The 19,579-nt window shown below is 41.2% G+C and carries 18 protein-coding genes; 10 read left to right on the top strand and 8 right to left on the bottom strand.

The genetic code is table 11. The annotated features are described in order from the left end of the window. The first annotated feature begins 42 nt into the window (after window positions 1–42). Window positions 43–1,671 (top strand): hypothetical protein, encoded by a 1,629-nt coding sequence (locus EHQ64_RS13240; RefSeq protein ID WP_135649943.1) that lies wholly within the window; start codon window positions 43–45, stop codon window positions 1,669–1,671. A 41-nt stretch (window positions 1,672–1,712) separates the two neighbouring features. Here EHQ64_RS13240 and EHQ64_RS13245 read toward each other — a convergent pair whose 3' ends face one another. Beyond that, window positions 1,713–2,513 carry an LA_0442/LA_0875 N-terminal domain-containing protein gene (locus EHQ64_RS13245; RefSeq protein WP_135649945.1) on the bottom strand — a complete coding sequence of 267 codons (801 nt, stop codon included), beginning with the start codon at window positions 2,511–2,513 and terminating at the stop codon, window positions 1,713–1,715. 140 nt (window positions 2,514–2,653) lie between these two features. On the opposite strand from EHQ64_RS13245, the gene EHQ64_RS13250 reads away from it, so the two are divergent. Both EHQ64_RS13250 and EHQ64_RS13255 read left to right on the top strand, forming a co-directional pair. Further along, window positions 2,654–3,208: an RNA polymerase sigma factor gene (locus EHQ64_RS13250; protein ID WP_425460426.1), complete on the top strand. Its 555-nt coding sequence runs from the start codon at window positions 2,654–2,656 to the stop codon at window positions 3,206–3,208. A 157-nt stretch (window positions 3,209–3,365) separates the two neighbouring features. Continuing rightward, on the top strand, window positions 3,366–4,421 hold the full coding sequence (locus tag EHQ64_RS13255) for a FecR family protein (protein ID WP_135649947.1): 1,056 nt from the start codon (window positions 3,366–3,368) through the stop codon (window positions 4,419–4,421). Window positions 4,422–4,487: 66 nt separating this feature from the next. Here the strand turns inward: EHQ64_RS13255 and EHQ64_RS13260 are convergent, their stop codons facing one another. Further along, window positions 4,488–4,934 carry a DoxX family protein gene (locus EHQ64_RS13260; protein ID WP_135649949.1) on the bottom strand — a complete coding sequence of 149 codons (447 nt, stop codon included), beginning with the start codon at window positions 4,932–4,934 and terminating at the stop codon, window positions 4,488–4,490. Between the two features lie 152 nt (window positions 4,935–5,086). Here EHQ64_RS13260 and EHQ64_RS20245 point away from each other — a divergent pair, with 152 nt between their 5' ends. The 3 genes from EHQ64_RS20245 (at window position 5,087) to EHQ64_RS13270 (ending at window position 7,623) form a co-directional block, all read left to right on the top strand. Next, entirely contained in the window at window positions 5,087–5,251 is a 165-nt protein-coding gene (locus tag EHQ64_RS20245; RefSeq protein WP_165780449.1) for a hypothetical protein, read from the top strand. 69 nt (window positions 5,252–5,320) lie between these two features. Continuing rightward, a complete protein-coding gene (locus EHQ64_RS13265) occupies window positions 5,321–7,264 on the top strand; it encodes an ABC-F family ATP-binding cassette domain-containing protein (protein WP_135649950.1) in 1,944 nt (647 codons plus the stop codon). A gap of 23 nt (window positions 7,265–7,287) precedes the next feature. Continuing rightward, a complete protein-coding gene (locus EHQ64_RS13270) occupies window positions 7,288–7,623 on the top strand; it encodes a rhodanese-like domain-containing protein (RefSeq protein ID WP_135649952.1) in 336 nt (111 codons plus the stop codon). Between the two features lie 2 nt (window positions 7,624–7,625). Here the strand turns inward: EHQ64_RS13270 and EHQ64_RS13275 are convergent, their stop codons facing one another. Together EHQ64_RS13275 and EHQ64_RS13280 are read right to left on the bottom strand one after the other, a co-directional pair. Then, window positions 7,626–8,546 carry an alpha/beta fold hydrolase gene (locus EHQ64_RS13275; protein ID WP_135649954.1) on the bottom strand — a complete coding sequence of 307 codons (921 nt, stop codon included), beginning with the start codon at window positions 8,544–8,546 and terminating at the stop codon, window positions 7,626–7,628. After that, window positions 8,543–9,157 carry a TetR/AcrR family transcriptional regulator gene (locus EHQ64_RS13280; protein WP_135649956.1) on the bottom strand — a complete coding sequence of 205 codons (615 nt, stop codon included), beginning with the start codon at window positions 9,155–9,157 and terminating at the stop codon, window positions 8,543–8,545. Before EHQ64_RS13280 ends, EHQ64_RS13275 begins: the two co-directional genes overlap by 4 nt. Window positions 9,158–9,319: 162 nt before the next feature. On the opposite strand from EHQ64_RS13280, the gene EHQ64_RS13285 reads away from it, so the two are divergent. The 3 genes from EHQ64_RS13285 (at window position 9,320) to EHQ64_RS13295 (ending at window position 13,445) form a co-directional block, all read left to right on the top strand. Further along, complete coding sequence (locus EHQ64_RS13285; protein ID WP_135649962.1) at window positions 9,320–10,072, top strand: acetoacetate decarboxylase family protein; 753 nt, start codon at window positions 9,320–9,322, stop codon at window positions 10,070–10,072. 60 nt (window positions 10,073–10,132) lie between these two features. Then, on the top strand, window positions 10,133–12,163 hold the full coding sequence (locus EHQ64_RS13290) for a neutral/alkaline non-lysosomal ceramidase N-terminal domain-containing protein (RefSeq protein WP_135649964.1): 2,031 nt from the start codon (window positions 10,133–10,135) through the stop codon (window positions 12,161–12,163). 100 nt (window positions 12,164–12,263) lie between these two features. Further along, window positions 12,264–13,445 (top strand): acetyl-CoA C-acetyltransferase, encoded by a 1,182-nt coding sequence (locus EHQ64_RS13295; protein ID WP_135649965.1) that lies wholly within the window; start codon window positions 12,264–12,266, stop codon window positions 13,443–13,445. 76 nt (window positions 13,446–13,521) lie between these two features. Here EHQ64_RS13295 and EHQ64_RS13300 read toward each other — a convergent pair whose 3' ends face one another. Together EHQ64_RS13300 and EHQ64_RS13305 are read right to left on the bottom strand one after the other, a co-directional pair. Next, complete coding sequence (locus EHQ64_RS13300) at window positions 13,522–14,532, bottom strand: LLM class flavin-dependent oxidoreductase (RefSeq protein WP_135649967.1); 1,011 nt, start codon at window positions 14,530–14,532, stop codon at window positions 13,522–13,524. Between the two features lie 3 nt (window positions 14,533–14,535). After that, window positions 14,536–15,330, bottom strand: coding sequence for an SDR family NAD(P)-dependent oxidoreductase (locus tag EHQ64_RS13305; RefSeq protein WP_135649969.1), 795 nt, complete (start codon window positions 15,328–15,330; stop codon window positions 14,536–14,538). A gap of 181 nt (window positions 15,331–15,511) precedes the next feature. On the opposite strand from EHQ64_RS13305, the gene EHQ64_RS13310 reads away from it, so the two are divergent. After that, entirely contained in the window at window positions 15,512–16,045 is a 534-nt protein-coding gene (locus tag EHQ64_RS13310) for a methylated-DNA--[protein]-cysteine S-methyltransferase (protein WP_135649970.1), read from the top strand. Here the strand turns inward: EHQ64_RS13310 and EHQ64_RS13315 are convergent. Both EHQ64_RS13315 and EHQ64_RS13320 read right to left on the bottom strand, forming a co-directional pair. After that, the gene (locus EHQ64_RS13315) at window positions 16,017–17,285 is read right to left on the bottom strand and encodes an amidohydrolase family protein (protein ID WP_135649972.1); all 1,269 of its coding nucleotides are present in this window, start codon (window positions 17,283–17,285) and stop codon (window positions 16,017–16,019) included. The two genes, EHQ64_RS13310 and EHQ64_RS13315, sit on opposite strands and share 29 nt — an antisense overlap. 15 nt (window positions 17,286–17,300) lie before the next feature. Then, window positions 17,301–19,451: a tetratricopeptide repeat protein gene (locus EHQ64_RS13320; RefSeq protein WP_135649974.1), complete on the bottom strand. Its 2,151-nt coding sequence runs from the start codon at window positions 19,449–19,451 to the stop codon at window positions 17,301–17,303. Between the last annotated feature and the right edge of the window lie 128 nt (window positions 19,452–19,579).

Here is a 19,579-nt window from a genome sequence, read left to right on the forward strand (position 1 = left end):
AGAACCGCCTTAATTTTCCTCACCTGGCAGTGGAGAATAAAAATGAAAACTATCTTTCAATCGTGCAAGTTTAACTATTCGTATCTATTTCTAGTTATTCTCATTCCGTTGACACAAGGCTGTAATAATGCCAAGGCAATGAATATAGACGCAAGCTCTTCCGCAGTAGGAGTTTTACTCTCCGATGGAGATTTTGGGATCTTCGGAAATACCGGAACAAGCGACGGCGGGGCCGGTGGAACGACACCTGCAGCGACCTCACCGGTCAACATTACCTTAAGCGGTTACGTCAATGTGACTAGCAAAGATCTGAATCTCACTCTGACAGATTCGACTACAAGTACTACTCAGGGCTTACAATTGAGTGCCGATGGTTCTTATTCTTTTCCTACCGAACTCGCAGACGGAGATTCGTATTCGATTACTTTTGGTACTTATACAGGCGGCCAGACTTGCACAATAGCAACTGGAAGCGGGACCGCAGGAACCACAGGAGCGGCAACAATTACTTGCGAAAGACAATTAGCGATCGCAGCTGCCTGGAAAACAAGCAGCGGAGTTCCGGTTTTAAAATTATTCGGCGTGAATCATTCCTCTTCTCCCTATTCAGTCACTAAAAATCTTTCGTTAACAGTTGGAGGAAGCCCTAGTGCTGTGGACCCTGATTTAGTATGGAACGGAACAAAATATCTTCTTGTTTGGAAATCCAGCGATTCAGTAATCAAAGGGCAATTCTATGATATAGAACTATCTGCTAGCGGATCTAGTTTCACCGTATATACAGGCACAAGCGTAACCATAGATAAAGTTTCTGCAGCTTTCGGTAGTTCCGAATTTGCGATCGTATGGTCAGAATTCGCGACAGCCGCTAATGCAATCAAATACCAAAGGATCAACTCTTCCACAGGAGCGACGGTTGGCAGTGTCACGAATGTGAGACCGGCAACCACTTCCTTAAACTTTTATAGCGCAGATGTTATTTGGAATGGAAGTAATTATACTACAGCATTTCGCCAAAAAACAACCAGTGGAACTAATAGCTTACTCGCATATAGCTTCACAACAGGGACCGGAACTTTGATCGGGAATTATAGCACAGCTAATGGAACGGATTCACTTGTATTAGATTACCCGGCACTTTTTTGGGACGGGTCCATCTCTTGGTTATTCTATAGCCAAACAAATACGAATGGCTCAGGAGATGTAACAAGTGCAACTCTGATGCGTGCAAAAAATTTAGCTACACCCGCAAGCACGGTAAGAACGGAAACAAATCCTTATGGTTGCGACCCTGAGAATAATAGTGGGGATCAATATATGCTCCCGTTCGTTGCAAAGGCAAATGCAACCACATTACTCGTTTCCTATGACTCTTTCTGCGCGGATATGGGGGTTTACAACGAGGTATCCGATTTCCCTGTTACGATCTCTTCCGGAGCCCCGGGAGGTTTTACGGATTATTCCACTTCGGAAATAGGTTCGAATCGAACCTCAGGCTCTTCCGTCACATGCAGAACTTCGAATTCTACCTGTTTTATTAGCGCAGGGGACGAATATTCGGATGCTATTTTCTTATTCGATCCGGATTTTACGGGGGGAATTGGCGGAACTTCTACCATTTATCCTACAGATTCAAATGGGATCGAAAATCCTAAGACTGTAATTCAATAATAGAAGAAGTCGTTCTCATACTTAGAGAGCGACTTTAGATCTTAATAGCGGATCTCGTATTTGAGTTCTCCGTTCCAACCGAGTCCGTTTCCTCCGACTGTCATCGGTTGGTAAGACGGAGCAAAGCTGAATCTAAAACCGGAGCTAGGACCTTCTGCAGCTCCCTGCTCTGCTTTCACCCCTAGATAATAAGAGTAGAATAACTGCAAACCGTATGCAATCCCGAGTAGATACTGATAATTATTTCCTTCCCCAGCCAAATTTTGGTAATGATTGAAAGAACCTTTATTAACTAAGAAAGCCCCGATCAAGCGCTGAGGTGTATTTGCCGGTAAGGATAAGACAGGATCTTGCAAGGCAAATGCGAAATAATTTGTTGCATTTGACTTATAATCGTTCCTTGCCGCGGAAAAATCTTGCTGGGTATCGACTACCTTATACGCGATCCCTACAACTGCCACAAATGCTGCCGCTGCCACGTATTTTTTCTCACCCTTCCAAATCCCCCAACCCGGAACCACTGCAGATTTTAGAGTATAGTTCCAGCGAGGCTTTTGGTACCATCTCTGGACGACTTCTTCTTCCGTTTTTTTGGGCTCTTCCTTGGGTTTAACAGGATCTTTTTTTACTTCCTGCTTAGGAGTGTCTTTTAAGTTCAATTCAGCAATCTCTGTCTTTGGAATGGTTAGAACCTTTCCATCCACTTCGATCTGAACTTCTGTACGAGTTTGGTTTACAACCTTTCCATTCAGCACCTTTCCATTTTTTAAGGTTAGGCTAGAGCCGAAAATAGAGGTCGTAACGGTTAGGAAACAAATTGCAAAAAGCCAACGATAAGGCATGATTTTGTTAAATCCCTTCGATCTAGGATTACAGACACCAAAATTGTCTGGCTATAACCGTTTTAAAACGGATTGCTTTCTACAAGAAAAAACCGAATTTACTTGAAAAAAGACCAATAGAAAAAAATTTCTATTCTACCGTGTCTGAAACCTTGTTTTTCGAAAAACTATACAATAAAAATAAGGATCACTTGTTTTCATTTATTCGGCGCTCTGTTCAAGATGAATCGACAGCTCTGGATCTATTACAAGACACCTTTTTGAACTTTTTTAAACATTATTCGGGCAAAGAACTTCCGGATGAGCAAGTCTCCCGAATGATCCTATTCCGTATCTCCCGGAATCTAATGATTAATCATGGGAAGTCCTATTATCAAAAGAACGTTGCTCTCGTTGGAGAAGAGACATCGTCCTTATTCGGATCTAAAGGACAGGGGCCTGAAAGCCAGGTCCTGGACGAGATGGAAGCCCAAAATCTCGGAAAAATCGTAAGCGAACTATTAAACACCCTGCCGGAAGAACAAAAGACAGCTATTGAGTTACGTTACACACAAGGCTGCAAGTTAGAAGAGATAGCATCCGTATTGGATCTATCCGTATCAGGGGTCTCCAGACTGTTAGAAAGAGCAGAAAAACAACTCTTACAGGAAGGAAAAAAGAAAGGGCTACAACCTTCTTCTTTTTTAAAATCTTAGGATTTTTACTAAATTATGTATTTCGAACAAGTGATTCATTTCGTCAAAAAAGCCATCCCCACTCAAAAAAACGAGCAAGGTACTTTCCTTCAGTTTGTTGATCCAACTGAGCGGGCAGGACACGGCAAACAGGCCCGGGATTAGAAAACGGTAGAGGATGGACAGAATGAACTCAGAATTCCAAACATTCGCAGAGCTCCTCAAAAAGACTCTTCCGAATTCCAAGGCCCCCGATTTCGATCCTAATTGGATCGGCATGTCTCCTCGCTTCTCTGTGGAGGCAAATATCATGCAATCTCCTACCAAGGATAACGTAGTTCAATTGAACGGCTCCAAGAATAAGGTTTGGTTTTTAGCTGCGGCAGCTATCTTATTCGTAGGCATCGGAGTCGGAACTTATTTTACGGTTCTCAAAAAAGAAGAAGCTCCTGTTTCAGAAGGAACTCTTTTAAAAGCTGCAGTCGTGTTCGTTAAAGGGGACGCTAAATCCATTAAGGAAGGTCCTGTTGCATTACATTTAGGTGATGTTCTTAGCGAAGGCGATAGGATCGTAACCGGTAAAGGTGGGTCTATCGATATCGGCCTTACCGATTCCAGCGTAATTCGTTTAAAAGAAAATTCCGAATTAGTACTTAAAAGTCTAAGACAAACCGAAGCTTCTCAAATCAGAATTTCCTTAATGTCAGGAAAGATCCTGAACCTTGTAGAAAAGGAAAAGAAGAACGCAAATTACTTCGTAGATACTCCTACTGTAGTTGCTGCGGTTCGAGGAACTTCTTTCGAAGTGACTGCTTCGGATAAAGAATCCACCGTATTTGTAGTGGATGGTGCAGTCGAAGTGACTCCTCTTATTCATGATAAGACTGGAAGAGCTTTAATCACTGGTGGTTTGATCATCGTAACCAGTGAAAAAGTAGAAGTGATCCAAGATCTAAGAAGAGTTAAATCCGAAGAGCCTGAATACGGCGATATGCGCAAGAACTTGAACGGTTTAGACAAAGAGGTTTTAGAAACTACTCAAAACCTTAAAACTGCTAAGACCGAACAAGAGTTGGAAGAAATTTACGATAAAAGTATCGAGCATATCATCATGAAAGACGGACGTGAGATCAGAGGTGTGGTCGTTTCCCAGAAAAAAGGAAAACTGATCGTTCAAACCTTAAAAGGATCTTATATCCTGGATGAAAATTCGGTAGAAAAGATCATTTATTAAGAAAACTTTAAATAGATGATTTCTTAAAACCCGGGCTACACCTCCCGGGTTTTTTTATACCTTCTCTTAAACTATCCATTCTCCCAATTTTTTATCGAAAGAAAAAGAACCTGCTCCCCTAAAGAATAAGGATAAGGCTGCAGACACTGCGAGAATATGGTATTCGAAACCTTCTCCACCTTTGTCCCCGAACCAATTCATAAAAAATCCGTATTCTTGGTGAGTAAATCCGGCGACAGTCAAAGTGATCGCGATCCCCAAAGCGGAAAGCCTGGTTAAAAATCCGAACACCAAAAAGACCGTTCCGATGAATTCAAAACCGATCGCAAGAACCCCCAGGAAATAAGGAGCTCCTAAGGTAGATGTGAAATAGTCCATGGCGGTATAAAAGCCGGAACCTTCGAACCAACCTAAAGCTTTTTGGGCACCATGTGGGAAGATACAAATCGCAAGGCCAAGTCGTATGAAAATCGGGCCTAAACCTTCTTTCGTTTGGAAAAGATGATAGAGCATGGATTTAAGTCACATAGGAACCTAAATCCTGACTTATTTCCATTCTAATTTATGTTCTATGTAGGAACTATCCCTTCCCTTCCGGGCAAAATAGGTTGTCGAACAGGGTATTTCCGTAAATTTTGGCAATACGAACGCATCGGAAGGTACCTATGTCTGAAGAGACAGCCGAAAAGAAAAACAAGAAAATCAACAAGATGAGCGCCGGAGAGCTTGACCAAGCTTTAAAAGACGCAGTCGAGAAGATGAACGGGGAAACGAGCAAGTACGTACAACATCTTAAAGCGAGAAAAGAAGAACTCGCTAAAAAGAAGTAAGCACTACTTTCAAAACCCTTTTTTCCCTCCGCAGACTCGTGCGGAGGGACCTCCAAAATTCCGGGAACCATGCTACAATTCATCGATATAAAGCACCGGTTCGGTAGCTCCACACTTTTCGAAAACTTCTCCTGGCATATAAAGCCCGGATCCAAAATCGCCTTAGTCGGGCCGAACGGTTCTGGCAAATCCACGTTATTCAGAATGGCCGTGGGAGAATTAAACCCGGAAGAAGGTCTCGTTAGTAAGTCCAAACATACAGAAATTTCACTCTTCCAACAAATCCCGGATTTCAATTTCGAAGCGAAGGTGATCGATACTGCACTTTCCAAACATAAACATTATAACGAATATATAAAACGTGCGAATGATATCCATGCGAGAATGGATAAAACGGATCATGATTCTTCCGAATTCAATTCTCTACTGGAAGAACAAAGTTCTCTAGAAGAATACGCATTTACTTACGGAGTTCACGAACTAGAAGCTCAGGCAAAAAAGATCATCGGGGGCTTAGGTTTCTCCAACGATCAAATGGAGATGAAGGTAAAAGAATTTTCTCCCGGATACCAACATAGATTGGGACTTGCTATCGCGATCCTAAATCCGGGAAACCTTCTACTCTTGGATGAGCCTACCAACCATTTGGATCATGCATCCAAGGCATGGCTTGCAGAATATCTTGTGGATACAAATCGTTCCTTCGTACTTGTTACTCACGATCCTGAATTTTTAAATGCGACCACGGATACGATTGCAGAACTGAATCCTTCCGGAGTGATCGAATTTAAAGGAACCTTAGAAGAATACTTCGAACAGAAAAATGAACTTTTAGACAAACTAAGAGTTCAATTCAAAAAAGAAGAAGCATATCTCAAGAAAAGAACCGAATGGATAGAACGGTTCAGATCCAAAGCAACAAAGGCAAAACAAGTCCAGAGCGTAATCAAAAAACTGGAAAAAAGAGATAAGGTAGAAGCTCCTGAGGATTCTTTCTGGAACTCCAAAACCGAATACACATTTAATTATATTCCCTGCGGAAACCTTTCCTTTAGGATCGAAAATGCATCCTTCGCATATGAGAATTCGAATAAAGATATTTTTTCGAATGCAGAGCTACATGTTTCCAACGGAGATAAGATAGCGATCATAGGACCAAACGGGGCGGGTAAATCTACTTTTCTCAGAAATATATTAGGAATTCATAAATTAACCAGCGGATCTGTGACCTTCGGCCCAAAAACAAAAATCGGTTATTTTTCTCAGAACCATCATGAACATTTGGATCCTGAAAAAAATCTTTTAGAAACTGTCCTTTCAGTTTATCCGGATCTTGCGGATGTGGAAGCAAGGAAACTACTCGGATATTTTTCCTTCAGCGATGATAGAGTTTTCAAAAAGGTAAGCCTTCTTTCCGGGGGAGAACAAAGTAGACTTAGGCTCGCACTTTTAGTTCGTTTTGGTTCGAATACCTTATTCTTGGATGAGCCTACCAACCATTTGGATTTGGTGGTAAGAGATAATTTGAAGAGGGCTTTGCAGGCCTATCCGGGAGCTGTTCTTGTAATCTCTCACGATCCGGATTTCTTAAAGGACCTTTGCACAAGAACCGTCTCCGTCTCTAATGGAAAAGTTAAAGATCTAAATACGAGTTTCTCCGATTATCTTAGATTCCCACCGGAAGAACTGGAAGCAGAGGGAGGTTTCATCCGACCTCAGGCCAAATCCGGAACTCAAAACGAAGAAAACAAATCCAGATCTCAAAAGAACGCAGACAAAAATAGAGTTAAAAAATTACAGAAAGAGATCGAACAAATCGAAGGCAAGATCGCTCTATTAGAAAAGAATAAAACGAATTCCGAAGAACTTCTGGCAGACCCTGAATTCTATAAAAAGCGTAGTTACCAAATGGAATTGGATAATTACAACGAGACCAAAAAAGAAATCTCTCGTTTGACAGAAACCTGGGAAAAACTTCAGATCGAAATGGAAGAACTTTCTTCAGCGGTATAATCGTATCATATCAAGGAGACCGAATGAATCCTAAAGAATTAAAAACTAGACTAGACGCAAGAAAATCAGGAAACGACGACTTCTATCTATTGGATGTAAGAAATCCGAATGAGCAAGAGATCGCAACGATCGAAGGCACTGATCTTTTGATCCCTGTTGCGGATCTTCCTGCAAGGATCGGAGAGCTGGATCCTTGGAAATCTTCCGGAAAGGAAGTGGTAGTGTATTGCCGCTCAGGAGCGAGATCCGCAAACGCTTGCGGACTATTAAAATCTTCCGGATTTTCCAAAGTATTCAATTTGGAAGGCGGAATTCTTTTCTACTCCGACGAAGTGGATCCTTCTCTCGCTAAATATTAATATTATTTAGAAATGAACTCATAGATGGCCGGTAACACTGTATCCGGCTGTTCTATATGAGGAAGATGTCCTGCATCTTTTACCAAAACGAATTTTGCCTTTAAAAGTTCTTTCACATATTCTCCTTTTTCCAACGGAGTCGTATGATCTTGGTCTCCCCAAAAAACCAAAACAGGTTTCTTAGTTAAGGCGAGATTTTCAAATTCTGGTTTAGGTTCTATTGAAATGATATTTCGGATCGTGGATAGGATCGCTCTGCTAAATCCTTTAAAACTCAACTGAGTTTCGTATTTTTCCACCCAATCTCCCGGAACCTTAGACGGATCCACGAAATCCGCAGAGATCCCTTTGGGAAGAGAAGGAACATAGACGACCGAATTCAAATATTCTCCGACTAAAGGAATACCGAGAGGAAACGTATTCGCTTTTGCAGTAAACGGATCTAGTAAGACAATATTTCTAACACGATCAGGATGTTTGGAAGTAAAATTAGCAACGATCGGACCTCCCATAGAAAGCCCCATAAGATCGAAAGACCCAGATATATGCAGAAAATCTAATAGATCTATAATCTGATTTCGAAATAGGTCCAGATTATAGACTGCATCCGGTCTGTCAGAATAACCACGACCATAAAGATCGAATCTTAAGACCCGATATCCTCCTGCATTCAGATATTTTTGAACAGGATCCCAAATAAAATAAGGAGTGGAAAACCCGTGAACTAAAACGACTAGTTTTCCTTTTTCTGGTCCGGATAACTCGTAATGAGTTATGCCGGAAGATAACTTCGCATATTGTCCGCTGGTATTGGTTCGAACGTTCTCGTTTAATTCTACTTTTTCACGAGAGCGAACAAATGGAAGAGCGGTAAGAATGATGAGTATCAATCCTACCGCAGAAAGAGTTAGTTTCTTTCTCATTCTTCGCCTAAAAGTATTTTACGGAAAAATAAAAATCCTTCGTCGAGAGGATCTCCCATCCCTCTTTTTTTCAACATTCCGGTCATATCCAGAACGATGATCCCATACATCCAAGAATACATTGTCCTAGCTAAAGAAGGATAATCTTCTTCTTTAATTCTGAACTCTTTGGATCTAACACCTGCGCGGATGGTCTCTAAGAATACGCGGTAACTGGTCGGTAATTTAGGGAACGCTTTCCTGTGCATATGGCCATGAACAGTATTGAACATTACCTTATGCAATTCCTGATTGTTTCCGGAAAAATCATAATAGGCTCTTGCGATCAAAGTCAATTTTTCATAACAAGAAGTGCCATTTAATCTGGATGCTCTCAAGGTCTCGGTCAATTGAGCCTCTCCCTGAGAGATGATAATCTTTATAATATCCTGTTGGCTTTTAAAATGCGAGTAAGGGCTCGCTACACTACAATCTAATTTTTCGGCGATCCTTCTCATCGAAAGTCCGTCGATTCCCTCTTCGTTCAATATATCCAAGGCCGCTTGGACAATGGATTCTTTATTTAAACTATTTCTAGTGCGTCTTCTGGGACGCGTAGCTACTGCAGTCATACTTTTTGCCTTCGGGATGCTATTCGAAAGCCGAGAACGGTTCGAATATCGTCCGCCATGTCCAGTTATCCCAAAAATGGGCAGGATGTTCAAGAGTTTCCTTTTCAAATTTGGGGATTTTCACAAGATAGGATACAAAAAATATAGAAACGGGTTCCTAGAATGAAATCAACGGCCGCCTCCAAGGCAAAACCTAAGTCCAAAGCCTCAAAAACTACACAACAATCCCTCAAAAAAGCCATAAACTCTAAGAGCAAAACCCCATCCAATAAGAGACATTTTCCGGCCCCTTGGTCCTTAACCGGCGAAGGTTTCCTTTTTCCCCTTTTCGGTAGGAAGTCCTACAATATGGAAATGGCGTTTTTAGATGAAGAAGATAGGAAGTCTTATACCGGCGGACTAGGTTCTTTGATGTTAGTGAACTACGAAAGGTCAGACGTCGGACCTTATTACGAACTTTTATATATTCCGGGCAATTTTGAATTTAAAGATTCAAAATACAAAAGGATCACGCGGATCTTTGTTTCCAGCCAAACATCAGTAGAAGAAGGGATCAGAAATTGGGCGATCCCGAAAGAAAGAGCGGACTTCGTTTGGAAAAAAGAAGGTTCAGTGACAAAGATAGAAGTTTCCAGAGATGGAAAAACTTTTTTCAAGATCAAGATCCGCTCCTTAGGATTTAATTTTCCAATCAGCACATCCATTCTTCCTTATGTTCTTCTTCAAAAAGCGGATGATGGATCCAAATTAAGCACTGCATTCATTGGAAAAGGCAAAGGTAAATTTGCAAGAATCGAATCCGTTTGGTCCGATGAGACTGTTTTTCCAGACTTCATCAAAGGTGGAGGAATGAAAACAGGGGTCAGTGCCTTACCTTTCAATCTTACTTTCCCAGTCGCGGAAATAGTAGAATAAGAGATACATTCAAATTTCTTAATATAATTTCTAGAACAGATCCCCGAAGGAGGGTGCACCTTGAAAAAGTTTTCTTCCATAATCGTTTCCTTATCGATTCTCATTTTGTTTGGTTTAGAGCCTGCATTTTCAGGAACCGCAAAGCCACAATTAAAGGATTTTAATTTCGAAGCGGGAATGTCCAAAGCGGATATTACAGGCCCTTCGATCGGGATCATGTTCTGGGGATATGCCCAGGAGGGACAAAAAGGAGAAGGGATCCATCTCAGGCAATTCGCAAGAGCTTTAGTCTTGAAGGACAAAAAGAGCGGCAAAATTCTCGCGTATGTTACCGCCGAATTAGGTGGAGTTCCTCATGAAGTCCAAAGGGATGTGGTAGCAAGATTACAAAAGGAAGTGGATCCAAATTTTAATCTGGCAAATGTTCTATTAAACGCCTCTCATACGCATAGTGCTCCTGCTGGATTTTTCCATTATATTAAAAATTCCATATATACTACCAAATTTTTCCCGGAATATTACAATGTGATCGTAAACGGTATTGTTCAATCTGTAAAGGAAGCCTATTCCAAAAAAGAACCTGCTCAATTATTGATCGGAACAACAAACGTAGAAGGTGCAGGAGTAAATAGATCCGTAACAGCATACGAAGCGAACCCGAAAGAAGAAAGAAACAAATACGGCTCTAATACGGATACAACAATGATCCAACTCGTGGTAAATACCAGACGTGGAGCGATCGGTCTCGTGAACTGGTATGGAGTTCATACTACGAGTATGACTTTCGATAACCATTTAGTTTCTACAGACAATAAAGGATACGCAGCATATCTTTCCGAATCGGAAGCTTCTAAAAAAGGACAAAAAGACTTTGTTGCGATCTATGCCCAAGCAAACGAAGGGGATGTAACTCCTAATCTGAATTTGAACAATACAGGTCCTGGAAAAGATATGTTCGAAAGTACGAAAATTATCGGAGAGCGCCAATATCTTGCGAGCAATCAGATCTTAAACAGTGATAAACTGAGGGCCTTACCTTCCGGCTTACAATTCACTCAATCATTCATAGATATGCCTAACTCTATCGTCAGAAAAGAATTCTCCGAAACCGGAAAAGACGAAAGGACCTGTTTATCCGCATACGGTTATGCTTTAGCTGCAGGTTCAACGGAAGAAGGTGGCGGCCATTGGTTGTTCCATGAAGGGATGACTGTGAATGACAGAAAATTTTATATCGATTGGTTGGCAGCAAGACTTCTACAAGCCCCGACTGATGAATTGAGAGAATGCCAGAAACCGAAAGCGATCCTATTCCCAATGGGAGAAACAAAACCGGATCCGTCCTTATCTCAAATTCTACCCTTAGGAATTGCGATCATCGGAGACTTTGCACTCATCGTTTCACCTAACGAAGTCACTACGATGTCCAGCAGGAGAATGAAATCCACTATCAAAAAGGTTTTAGGAGATAAGATCCAGGAGATCGCCTTATCCGGATTGACTAATGACTTTGCAGGATACATTACAACTAAAGAAGAATATTCTACCCAACAATACGAGGGCGGACATACCCTTCATGGCCCGTTCAGTTTGGATCTATTCAGACAAGAATATGATCGATTGGCAAAAGACTTATTACAGAACCAAACAAGTAAACAAGGCATTGCTCCAAAAGATTTGAGTGCAAGCGTTGAACATTCAGAAGTCCCAAGAACTTCAAAGATAAATTCCTTTGAACCAAAAGTAAAAACTGAAAATGAAAATAAAGTTAAGATCGGGGATTTGGTCCATTGTGAAGTAAGCACAGTGAATCCGAATGTTTCTTATCCCAAACAAAAATCCTATTTCGATGTAGAAAAGAAAGAAGGAGATAACTGGATTACCGTTTATACGGATTCCGATTGGTCTACGAAATTCTATTACAAAAAATCTTTCTTACCTTTATTCGAGGACAAAATGGATCTAGTTTGGCAGACAGAAAAAACGGATCTTCCGGGGGTCTATAGACTCAAACATTCTTCCTTTTATATAAATAAGGAAGGAAAAGAGGTGCCTTTCTCGATCCATTGCCCGGAATTCGAGCTAAAATAGGTATGACTTACCAATACGTAAAATTGGAATGGCAGTATCTCGTATGGATCTGTAATTCGAACGATTGCATTAAGATTTAATATTTCTTAGGACAGGAAAAATGGAAGAAGCAGTTTTATTGGACGGAATCCGCACCCCCTTCGGAAATTTCGGAGGAACTCTAAAAGACGTAAGCGCTGTGGATTTAGGAGTTTTAGTTTCCAAATCCCTTTTGGAAAGAACAGGAGTTTCGGCATCCGACATCGGAGAATCGATTTTTGGGAACGTTGTTCCTACAGGAAAAGAGGCAATCTACCTCGCAAGGCATATCGGATTAAAAACCGGTCTTCCGATTACAGTACCTGCACTTACATTAAATCGCCTTTGCGGATCCGGAATGGAAGCGATCATCCAAGCAGCAAAAAAAATCTATCTGGGAGAGGCTGACGCAGTTCTCGCAGGCGGATCCGAATCCATGAGCAACGCTCCATATGTCGTGCGTAACGCTAGATGGGGAATCAAATACGGTTCTGCAGAATTCGAAGATTCACTCGAACAAGGACTTACTGATCAATATGTAGGTCTGATCATGGGAGCAACTGCGGAAAATCTTGCGGACCAATACAAGATCAGTAGAGCAGAGCAAGACGAGTGGGCAGGAATTTCCCAAACAAGAGCTGAAAAAGCTACTTTAGAGGGTAGACTCAAAGAAGAGATCCTTCCTGTTACAGTCGGCGGTAAAAAACCGATTACATTAGAAAAAGATGAATTTATCAAAGGCGCAGCTTCTATTGAAAAACTTTCCGGCTTAAGACCTGCATTCAGAGAAGGTGGAACTGTTACTGCTGGAAATGCGTCCGGATTAAACGACGGAGCCGCAGCGACCATAGTGACTTCCGCATCTTATGCAAAAAAGATCGGTAAAAAACCTTTGGCGATCATTAGAGGTTACGGTCACGCAGGTTGCGATCCTGCAAAAATGGGGATTGGACCTGCACTTGCTATCCCAATCGCTCTTAAAAAAGCAGGACTAAAACTTTCCGATATGAGCCTTGTGGAAGTAAACGAAGCTTTCGCAGCTCAATACCTTGCAGTTCAAAAAGAATTGGGGCTGAATCCTGAAATTACGAACGTAAACGGAGGAGCAGTCGCGATCGGACACCCTCTAGGAGCAAGCGGAGCGAGAGTAACTATTACATTGGCTTATGAACTCAGACGCAGAAAAGCGAAATACGGAGTCGCTTCCCTTTGTATCGGAGGCGGTCAAGGTATCGCTCTTATTCTGGAAAACCCGGAAGCTTAATCCTAAATAAAAAAGACTAGGTCCCGCATTCAAATAGCAGGACCTAGTCCAGTTCTCACTTCCCTAGTTTACGCTTTTATAATCTTTTTTCTAATTCAAATACTTCCGCCAAAAGTTCGTAAGAGCGGATCCGATCCTTAAAATCGTAGGTTATGGTAGAAACAACCACCTCGTCTATCCCATATTCCTCGGTTAGATCCAATATTCTTTCTTTGACGATATCCGGAGTCCCGGCAATCATTCTACCTCTATTATGCAGCAACCTTACCCTTTCCATATCGGAATAAACATAAGGTTTAATTTCCTCGTAGGATAGTATACCTTCGCTAATTCCTTTTTCAATATTTAAAAGTTGTCTATCCATCACTGCTTGAAGCTCATCCACCTTTTCCTTGGTCTCCGCACAAAGTACGAAAATTCCCACACTCGCATGAGGTCTTTGCAAACCAGGAGAAGGTTGGAATCTATCCTTATAGGCCTGTATACTAGCGTAACCACCCGTTGGATTGATAAATTGAGCGAAAGATAATGCCATTCCAAAATGAGCAGCAATTAACGCGCTCTCTCCACTAGAAGTCAGGATCCAAAGTTCAGGACAAGTTTCCGCAACCGGGATCGCTTTTACTTTTTGTTGGATAGAATCCGGTTCCGCATGATCCGTCAAAAAATCCCGCAAATCCATCAACTGTTGGATAAAATCATTTTGAACAAAACTATTGGAAGGATTCAGTATAGCGGCTGTTAGTCGATCTCCTCCTGGAGCTCTTCCGAGACCTAGATCGATCCTACCAGGAAAAAGAGTCTCCAACATCCGGAAATTTTCTGCGACCTTAAGAGAGCTATGGTTCGGGAGCATTACACCTCCGGAACCCAAACGTATTCCCTTTGTCTCTCCTGCAAGATGAGAGATCAAAACTTCGGGAGAAGATCCTGCAAGTCCAAGAATATTATGATGCTCGGAAACCCAATACCTTGTGTAACCTAATTTATCTGCGAGTCTCGCTAACTCTATCGTCTCCTGGACTGCCTGGTAAGCAGTCCCTCCTTTTCGGATCGGAGACTGATCAAGAACGCTTAATTGGATCATAAATTAGAATGCCGACTTCACAACTCCGCCATCTACTCTAAGCGCGGCACCATTCGTAGCGGAAGAAAGAGGAGAAGAAAGATATACTACTAAATTTGCCACCTCTTCTACGGTAGCGAATCTTTGTAATAAGGAAGTAGGTCTTGCATTTTTAAAGAATTCTTTCTCTACAGTATCCGTTGAAACATTCTGCTGCTTTGCAAGATTTTCTAAAAAGCCTTCCACACCTTCCGAGCGAGTCGGACCTGGAAGAACGGAATTCACAGTTACATTCGTTCCTTTTGTAAGTTCTGCAATCCCTCTACTTAAAGAAATTTGTGCGCTCTTAGTTACTCCATAGTGGATCATTTCGTTCGGGATCTGTATACCGGACTCACTTGAAATAAATAGGATCCTTCCCCAATTTTTTTGCAGCATAGAAGGAAGATATGCCCTAGAGAGACGAACCCCGCTTAATACGTTTACTTCAAAAAAACGGATCCAATCTTCATCCGGAATATCCACGAAATCTTTCGGTTCGAAGATCCCGACATTATTCACTAAAATATCTACATTCGAAAATTTTGAAACGATTTGGCTGATCTCCTTCTGGTTAGAAAAATCCGCCTCTACGCCTAGTAAGTTTGCATTCGGGATTTTTTTCTGAATAGAGGCAATTGCCTCTTCTACCCTTGCTTTTGTTCGCCCATTGATAATGACTTGGGCCCCTTCTCTTGCGAGACCTTCTGCGATGGCGAGTCCGATCCCTGCGGTTGATCCTGTTACTAATGCTATTTTATTTTTAAGTTGGGTATCCATGTATTCCTTTCCTATAATTAGACGAACTTCGAACTGAGATCGGCAAAAACGCTTCTATTTCCGCTTTAGTCCCGGGTCGATTTCAAACTAAAATTCTCTCATTTTAGCATGAGCCTATTTATAGCAATTTTCGGGTTGTGCTAAATTCAAAAAACCTTTTATACTCTTCTTATAAAAACTTATGGTCTTAAAAGAAATCCAAAGTCCGGTCGGAGTCCTGCTCGCAGGAGCCGTAAATGAAGGCATCTGCTTATTGGAATTCACAGAAAAAGAAAGGTTGGAACTCCAACTTGGTCGTCTCCGAAAAGTATATGGAGAAGATCTCGAATATGGGGATAATCGACTTTTCCCTATTTTAGAATCTCAATTAAAAGAATATTTCGAAGGAAAAAGAAAGGAGTTCGATATCCCATTGATCGTTCTCGGAACCGATTTCCAAAAGAAAGCCTGGGAAGCATTACATTCCGTAACTTACGGAAAAACGAATTCTTATGAAGCACAGGCCATCAAGATCGGGGATAAAAATGCAGTGAGAGCAGTCGCAAAAGCAAACGGCGAAAATCGTATCGCGATCCTAATCCCATGCCATAGGATCGTAGGCAAAAATGGTGACCTAACAGGATACGGTGGAGGTTTATGGAGAAAAAAATTCCTACTCGAGTTAGAAGGAAAAAATTCGGATTCTCCTACTTTACCTTTTCTCCCCGGTGAATGACCGAAACGATACTTCCGGGAAAAGTGACTCCTTCAAAAGGAGACCAGCCACTCTTACTCTTAATATCCTCTTTTTTGAAAGTGTTAGGAGTGTGAAAATCTAAGACTGTAAAACTTCCGCAAAAGCCTTCTTCCAATTTGCCGAATCCTTTTCCGTACTCTTTCGGAAGAAATTCATTCACAAAGTCGCCAGGATTCTCCGCACAAATTTCAGAAATTTTCTCCAAAGAAATCCCTGCAGTTTTATGAAGCCAAGTTACGAATAGAGAAAATGTATCCAGTTGGGAAATCCCGGAAGTTCCTTTTAATTTTTCTTCGATAGAGTGAGGCGCATGATCTGTTGCTAAAAAATCGATCCAACCGTCTTTCACTCCTTGAAGCAATGCATGTTTGTCTTCAGGTCCTCTTAAAGGAGGATTCATTTGGAACCAATGACGGTTTTCATCGGTTAACATAGTTCTATCGAAATACAAATGAGTAGGAGTTACTTCACATTTAACATTTACTCCCCTCTTCTTCGCATCTATGATCTTTTTTAAACCATCTTCCGTCGAATAATGACAAAGTTTACCGATTAATTCGTATTTTTCGATCAGATATAAAGCAAAATCAGTAGCGAGTGTTTCCGCAATTGCAGGTCTTCTATCTTCGTGATAAGTTTCGTTTTGATTTTTTTCTAAGATCTCAGGATCTTCACAATGAAAACTGATGTTACGACCTTTATAATGGCGGATCGTATCTTCCAATTGTTCGTTCGAATAAAAGAATAATTCTCCAATAGAAGGCCCCATGAATGCTTTGTATGGAACATTAGAGTTTAGTGGTTTTGTATTCGGCCCAATACCTGCGTATAATGTGATCCGAACGGGAGAATGATCCGCAAGTTCTCTCTTTTTAGAATAAGTTTGATCGTCCGTAGGAGGGATCGGATTATTCGGCATATCCGCAATATGAATGACTCCCCCATTTATCGCGGCTAAACCTGCAGATAGAAAATCTTCCTTATATTTATGCTTTCCTGATTCATCTTCTCTTGCATGCACATGGATATCTCCAAAGCCGGAGAAGATCACAAATTTTTCGGGATCGAAAGCCAACTCTTCTTCATTAGAAGAATTGAATATGATATCCTTTTGCACGAACTGTATAAGCCCAGTTTCCGGGTCTAAATGGATTGTCCCAACAAAGGAACCTTTGGAATTTTGGAATCTTCCGGAAATTTTTCGGATCTTAGAAGCCATCGAGCCCAATTTATCTTAGGCGCCTTTTTTTTCTATCGCATTCAAAAGTTTCGTAACTGCAGCAGACGGCCCTTGGTCTTTACGGATCTCGATCGCCAAGTCTCTTGCATCTTCCAAACGGTCCGTATGGTAATACATATCCGCCAAATGCAAATTATTCTGAGTATGTTCCGGAGAGATAGATCTCAATTCCTCGGACAGTTGTATCGCTTCTTGGAGATCCCCTATTTTTTTTGCGCAATAAGATAGAATAAAAAGCATTTCTGGGTCTTTTACGATCCCCATTGCTCTCAATTCTTGAGCGGCAAGGTATGCAGTTTGATAGTCTTTGATCTTCAATCCCAATTTCAAAATTAATTTGGATCGGATTGGATGTGACTCCGCGCTCCCCTGTAGATCGGAAAGAAATCTTTTCAGTTCAGAGACGGAATTCGTACGTTTAATTCGATCAGATATATCTCTCCAAGAATTGATCACAGGTCCTGAACTTAGATCGTTCCTTCCGTTTTGCCAGGCCCCGGCCCCATCTTCTACTCGAATTGCCTGGATCATCCGATTAAATTGATCTGCTAAACTCCCGATCTCATCCCATGCCTCCGGATGAAGCTCTCTTTGTAGATCTCCTTCCGTAGCCAATTCAAGAGCAGAATATAATCTCTCCAAAGGGTGAAGAATAAAGAATGAAAAGAATGAATTAGCAGCGATTGAAAAAAGCAAAAGGCAGATCAGAAAAGCAAGAACCGGTTTTTTTAATAAGCCAGTCTCAAAGGATAGATATTCCTTATACGGAATTCCGATCTCTTTCATCTGGGTTTTACCAGGTGATTTTTGAATTACAGAATAATAATATTCTCCGATAGGAAGCCCGGGAACCCTTCTAAATCTGGGTTCTCCTTCCGGTATCAACTCTCTCATTTGATCCAACGTGAAAGCCCTAAGAGTTTCTCCTTCTACGGAAGAATTTCTAACGGATCCGGATAGTATTTTTAGGAATAAGGAGAGTTTTTCTTCTTTTCCTTCCGGAGAAATTTGTTCCAGAATACTCTCACGAATTTCTCTAGACGGAAGAGCTTTTATCTTCTTTCTGGTCTTTTCCAGGCTTTTGGAAAAACTCATTAGACTTTCTGAATATTTCTCCGAACCCTTAAAGGACTCCGCAACTTTTGCGTAAGAAGGAAATTCCTTGTTTAAGGACGATGGACTTGTCCAAATAAAAGACAAGATCAGATCTCTTTTAGATTCTGCAAAATAAGAGGTCTCCAAACCTCCGGAAGCGGAAAGAATAAAGCCGTCATTTTCTTGAAGAGAAAGAGAATAAGATTCCGGAGAAAGATCTTGCGCCTTCAATCTTTCTTTCACAGTTTCATTAAATGATTCCAGACCCGGTTGGAGAAATAACCAGCTACTTCCTTGGAATACGAATAATAATAGGATTATAATTCCCAGAAGAATTGGATTTCTAAGACTAAAAGCTTCTCCGGAAGCGCGTAGATGAACTAACCACGCTAAAAATAACGCAGTTAAAAATATAGGATTCCAAAAAGAAAGTCCGACCGCTCTATCTAAAGGTAAAGCGATCTCCTTTAAATGAAAAAGGATCGTAGTTCCTAAAAGAAGCAAGAATGGGACCCAAAGAGAAAGAGCCATGAGTTGGATATCGGATCTATGTGCCTGGAACCCTCTCCATACCCCAAAAAGTAATATTATGGAAATATAAATAATTCCAAACCAAAAGATGATCCTTTCGTCGGTCCTATAAACAACGTCGTAAACCCCGCCCCCGAAATCGTATACTGGTTTAGCTACGATCGTTCCGATGATATGTAGAACTAAAATGCTTAACGCAAGTACGTATCCGGCCCCCAATAATATTCTTCCAGTCTTAGCGGAAGCCTGGGAGTTAAGCAGAAAAAAATATAAACAAAGATGTGCACAAAGCAAAAACGCGGCAGGAAGTGATATCCATCTGTGCAAAAAAGAAAGAGGATGAAAGAAGGAAGTCCCAAGAAAGAAAGAAAGCTCAAGTAATGCGCAATATAGAAACACCCAACCCAGATGAAGAGTAGTCTCATACTTTTCCTTGCGAAGTAAAAGGAATAAAGCACAAAGCCCGGAGACTATAAAACCGGTTAAGTAACTAACGCTAGAAAAAGTTAAAACAGGCATGATATGTCCGCGTCTTTTCGAGGATATTCCTTACGACTTTTCCCCGAACTATGTCGGAAAAAAAGGATCGTTAAGGAGAATTCTATCGGTTAAATTTTCGCTCCCGATTTTAGAAACCTTTCATCGGG

This window comes from Leptospira sarikeiensis, assembly GCF_004769615.1.
Taxonomy (GTDB): domain Bacteria; phylum Spirochaetota; class Leptospiria; order Leptospirales; family Leptospiraceae; genus Leptospira_B; species Leptospira_B sarikeiensis.

Excerpts from the sequence above, each read along its gene's own strand:
- EHQ64_RS13240 (WP_135649943.1), top strand. The coding sequence starts at position 43 with ATGAAAACTATCTTTCAATCGTGCAAGTTTAACTATTCGTATCTATTT.
- EHQ64_RS13245 (WP_135649945.1), bottom strand. The coding sequence starts at position 2,513 with ATGCCTTATCGTTGGCTTTTTGCAATTTGTTTCCTAACCGTTACGACC.
- EHQ64_RS13255 (WP_135649947.1), top strand. The coding sequence starts at position 3,366 with ATGGACAGAATGAACTCAGAATTCCAAACATTCGCAGAGCTCCTCAAA.
- EHQ64_RS13260 (WP_135649949.1), bottom strand. The coding sequence starts at position 4,934 with ATGCTCTATCATCTTTTCCAAACGAAAGAAGGTTTAGGCCCGATTTTC.
- EHQ64_RS20245 (WP_165780449.1), top strand. The coding sequence starts at position 5,087 with ATGTCTGAAGAGACAGCCGAAAAGAAAAACAAGAAAATCAACAAGATG.
- EHQ64_RS13265 (WP_135649950.1), top strand. The coding sequence starts at position 5,321 with ATGCTACAATTCATCGATATAAAGCACCGGTTCGGTAGCTCCACACTT.
- EHQ64_RS13270 (WP_135649952.1), top strand. The coding sequence starts at position 7,288 with ATGAATCCTAAAGAATTAAAAACTAGACTAGACGCAAGAAAATCAGGA.
- EHQ64_RS13275 (WP_135649954.1), bottom strand. The coding sequence starts at position 8,546 with ATGAGAAAGAAACTAACTCTTTCTGCGGTAGGATTGATACTCATCATT.
- EHQ64_RS13280 (WP_135649956.1), bottom strand. The coding sequence starts at position 9,157 with ATGACTGCAGTAGCTACGCGTCCCAGAAGACGCACTAGAAATAGTTTA.
- EHQ64_RS13285 (WP_135649962.1), top strand. The coding sequence starts at position 9,320 with ATGAAATCAACGGCCGCCTCCAAGGCAAAACCTAAGTCCAAAGCCTCA.
- EHQ64_RS13295 (WP_135649965.1), top strand. The coding sequence starts at position 12,264 with ATGGAAGAAGCAGTTTTATTGGACGGAATCCGCACCCCCTTCGGAAAT.
- EHQ64_RS13300 (WP_135649967.1), bottom strand. The coding sequence starts at position 14,532 with ATGATCCAATTAAGCGTTCTTGATCAGTCTCCGATCCGAAAAGGAGGG.
- EHQ64_RS13305 (WP_135649969.1), bottom strand. The coding sequence starts at position 15,330 with ATGGATACCCAACTTAAAAATAAAATAGCATTAGTAACAGGATCAACC.
- EHQ64_RS13310 (WP_135649970.1), top strand. The coding sequence starts at position 15,512 with ATGGTCTTAAAAGAAATCCAAAGTCCGGTCGGAGTCCTGCTCGCAGGA.
- EHQ64_RS13315 (WP_135649972.1), bottom strand. The coding sequence starts at position 17,285 with ATGGCTTCTAAGATCCGAAAAATTTCCGGAAGATTCCAAAATTCCAAA.
- EHQ64_RS13320 (WP_135649974.1), bottom strand. The coding sequence starts at position 19,451 with ATGCCTGTTTTAACTTTTTCTAGCGTTAGTTACTTAACCGGTTTTATA.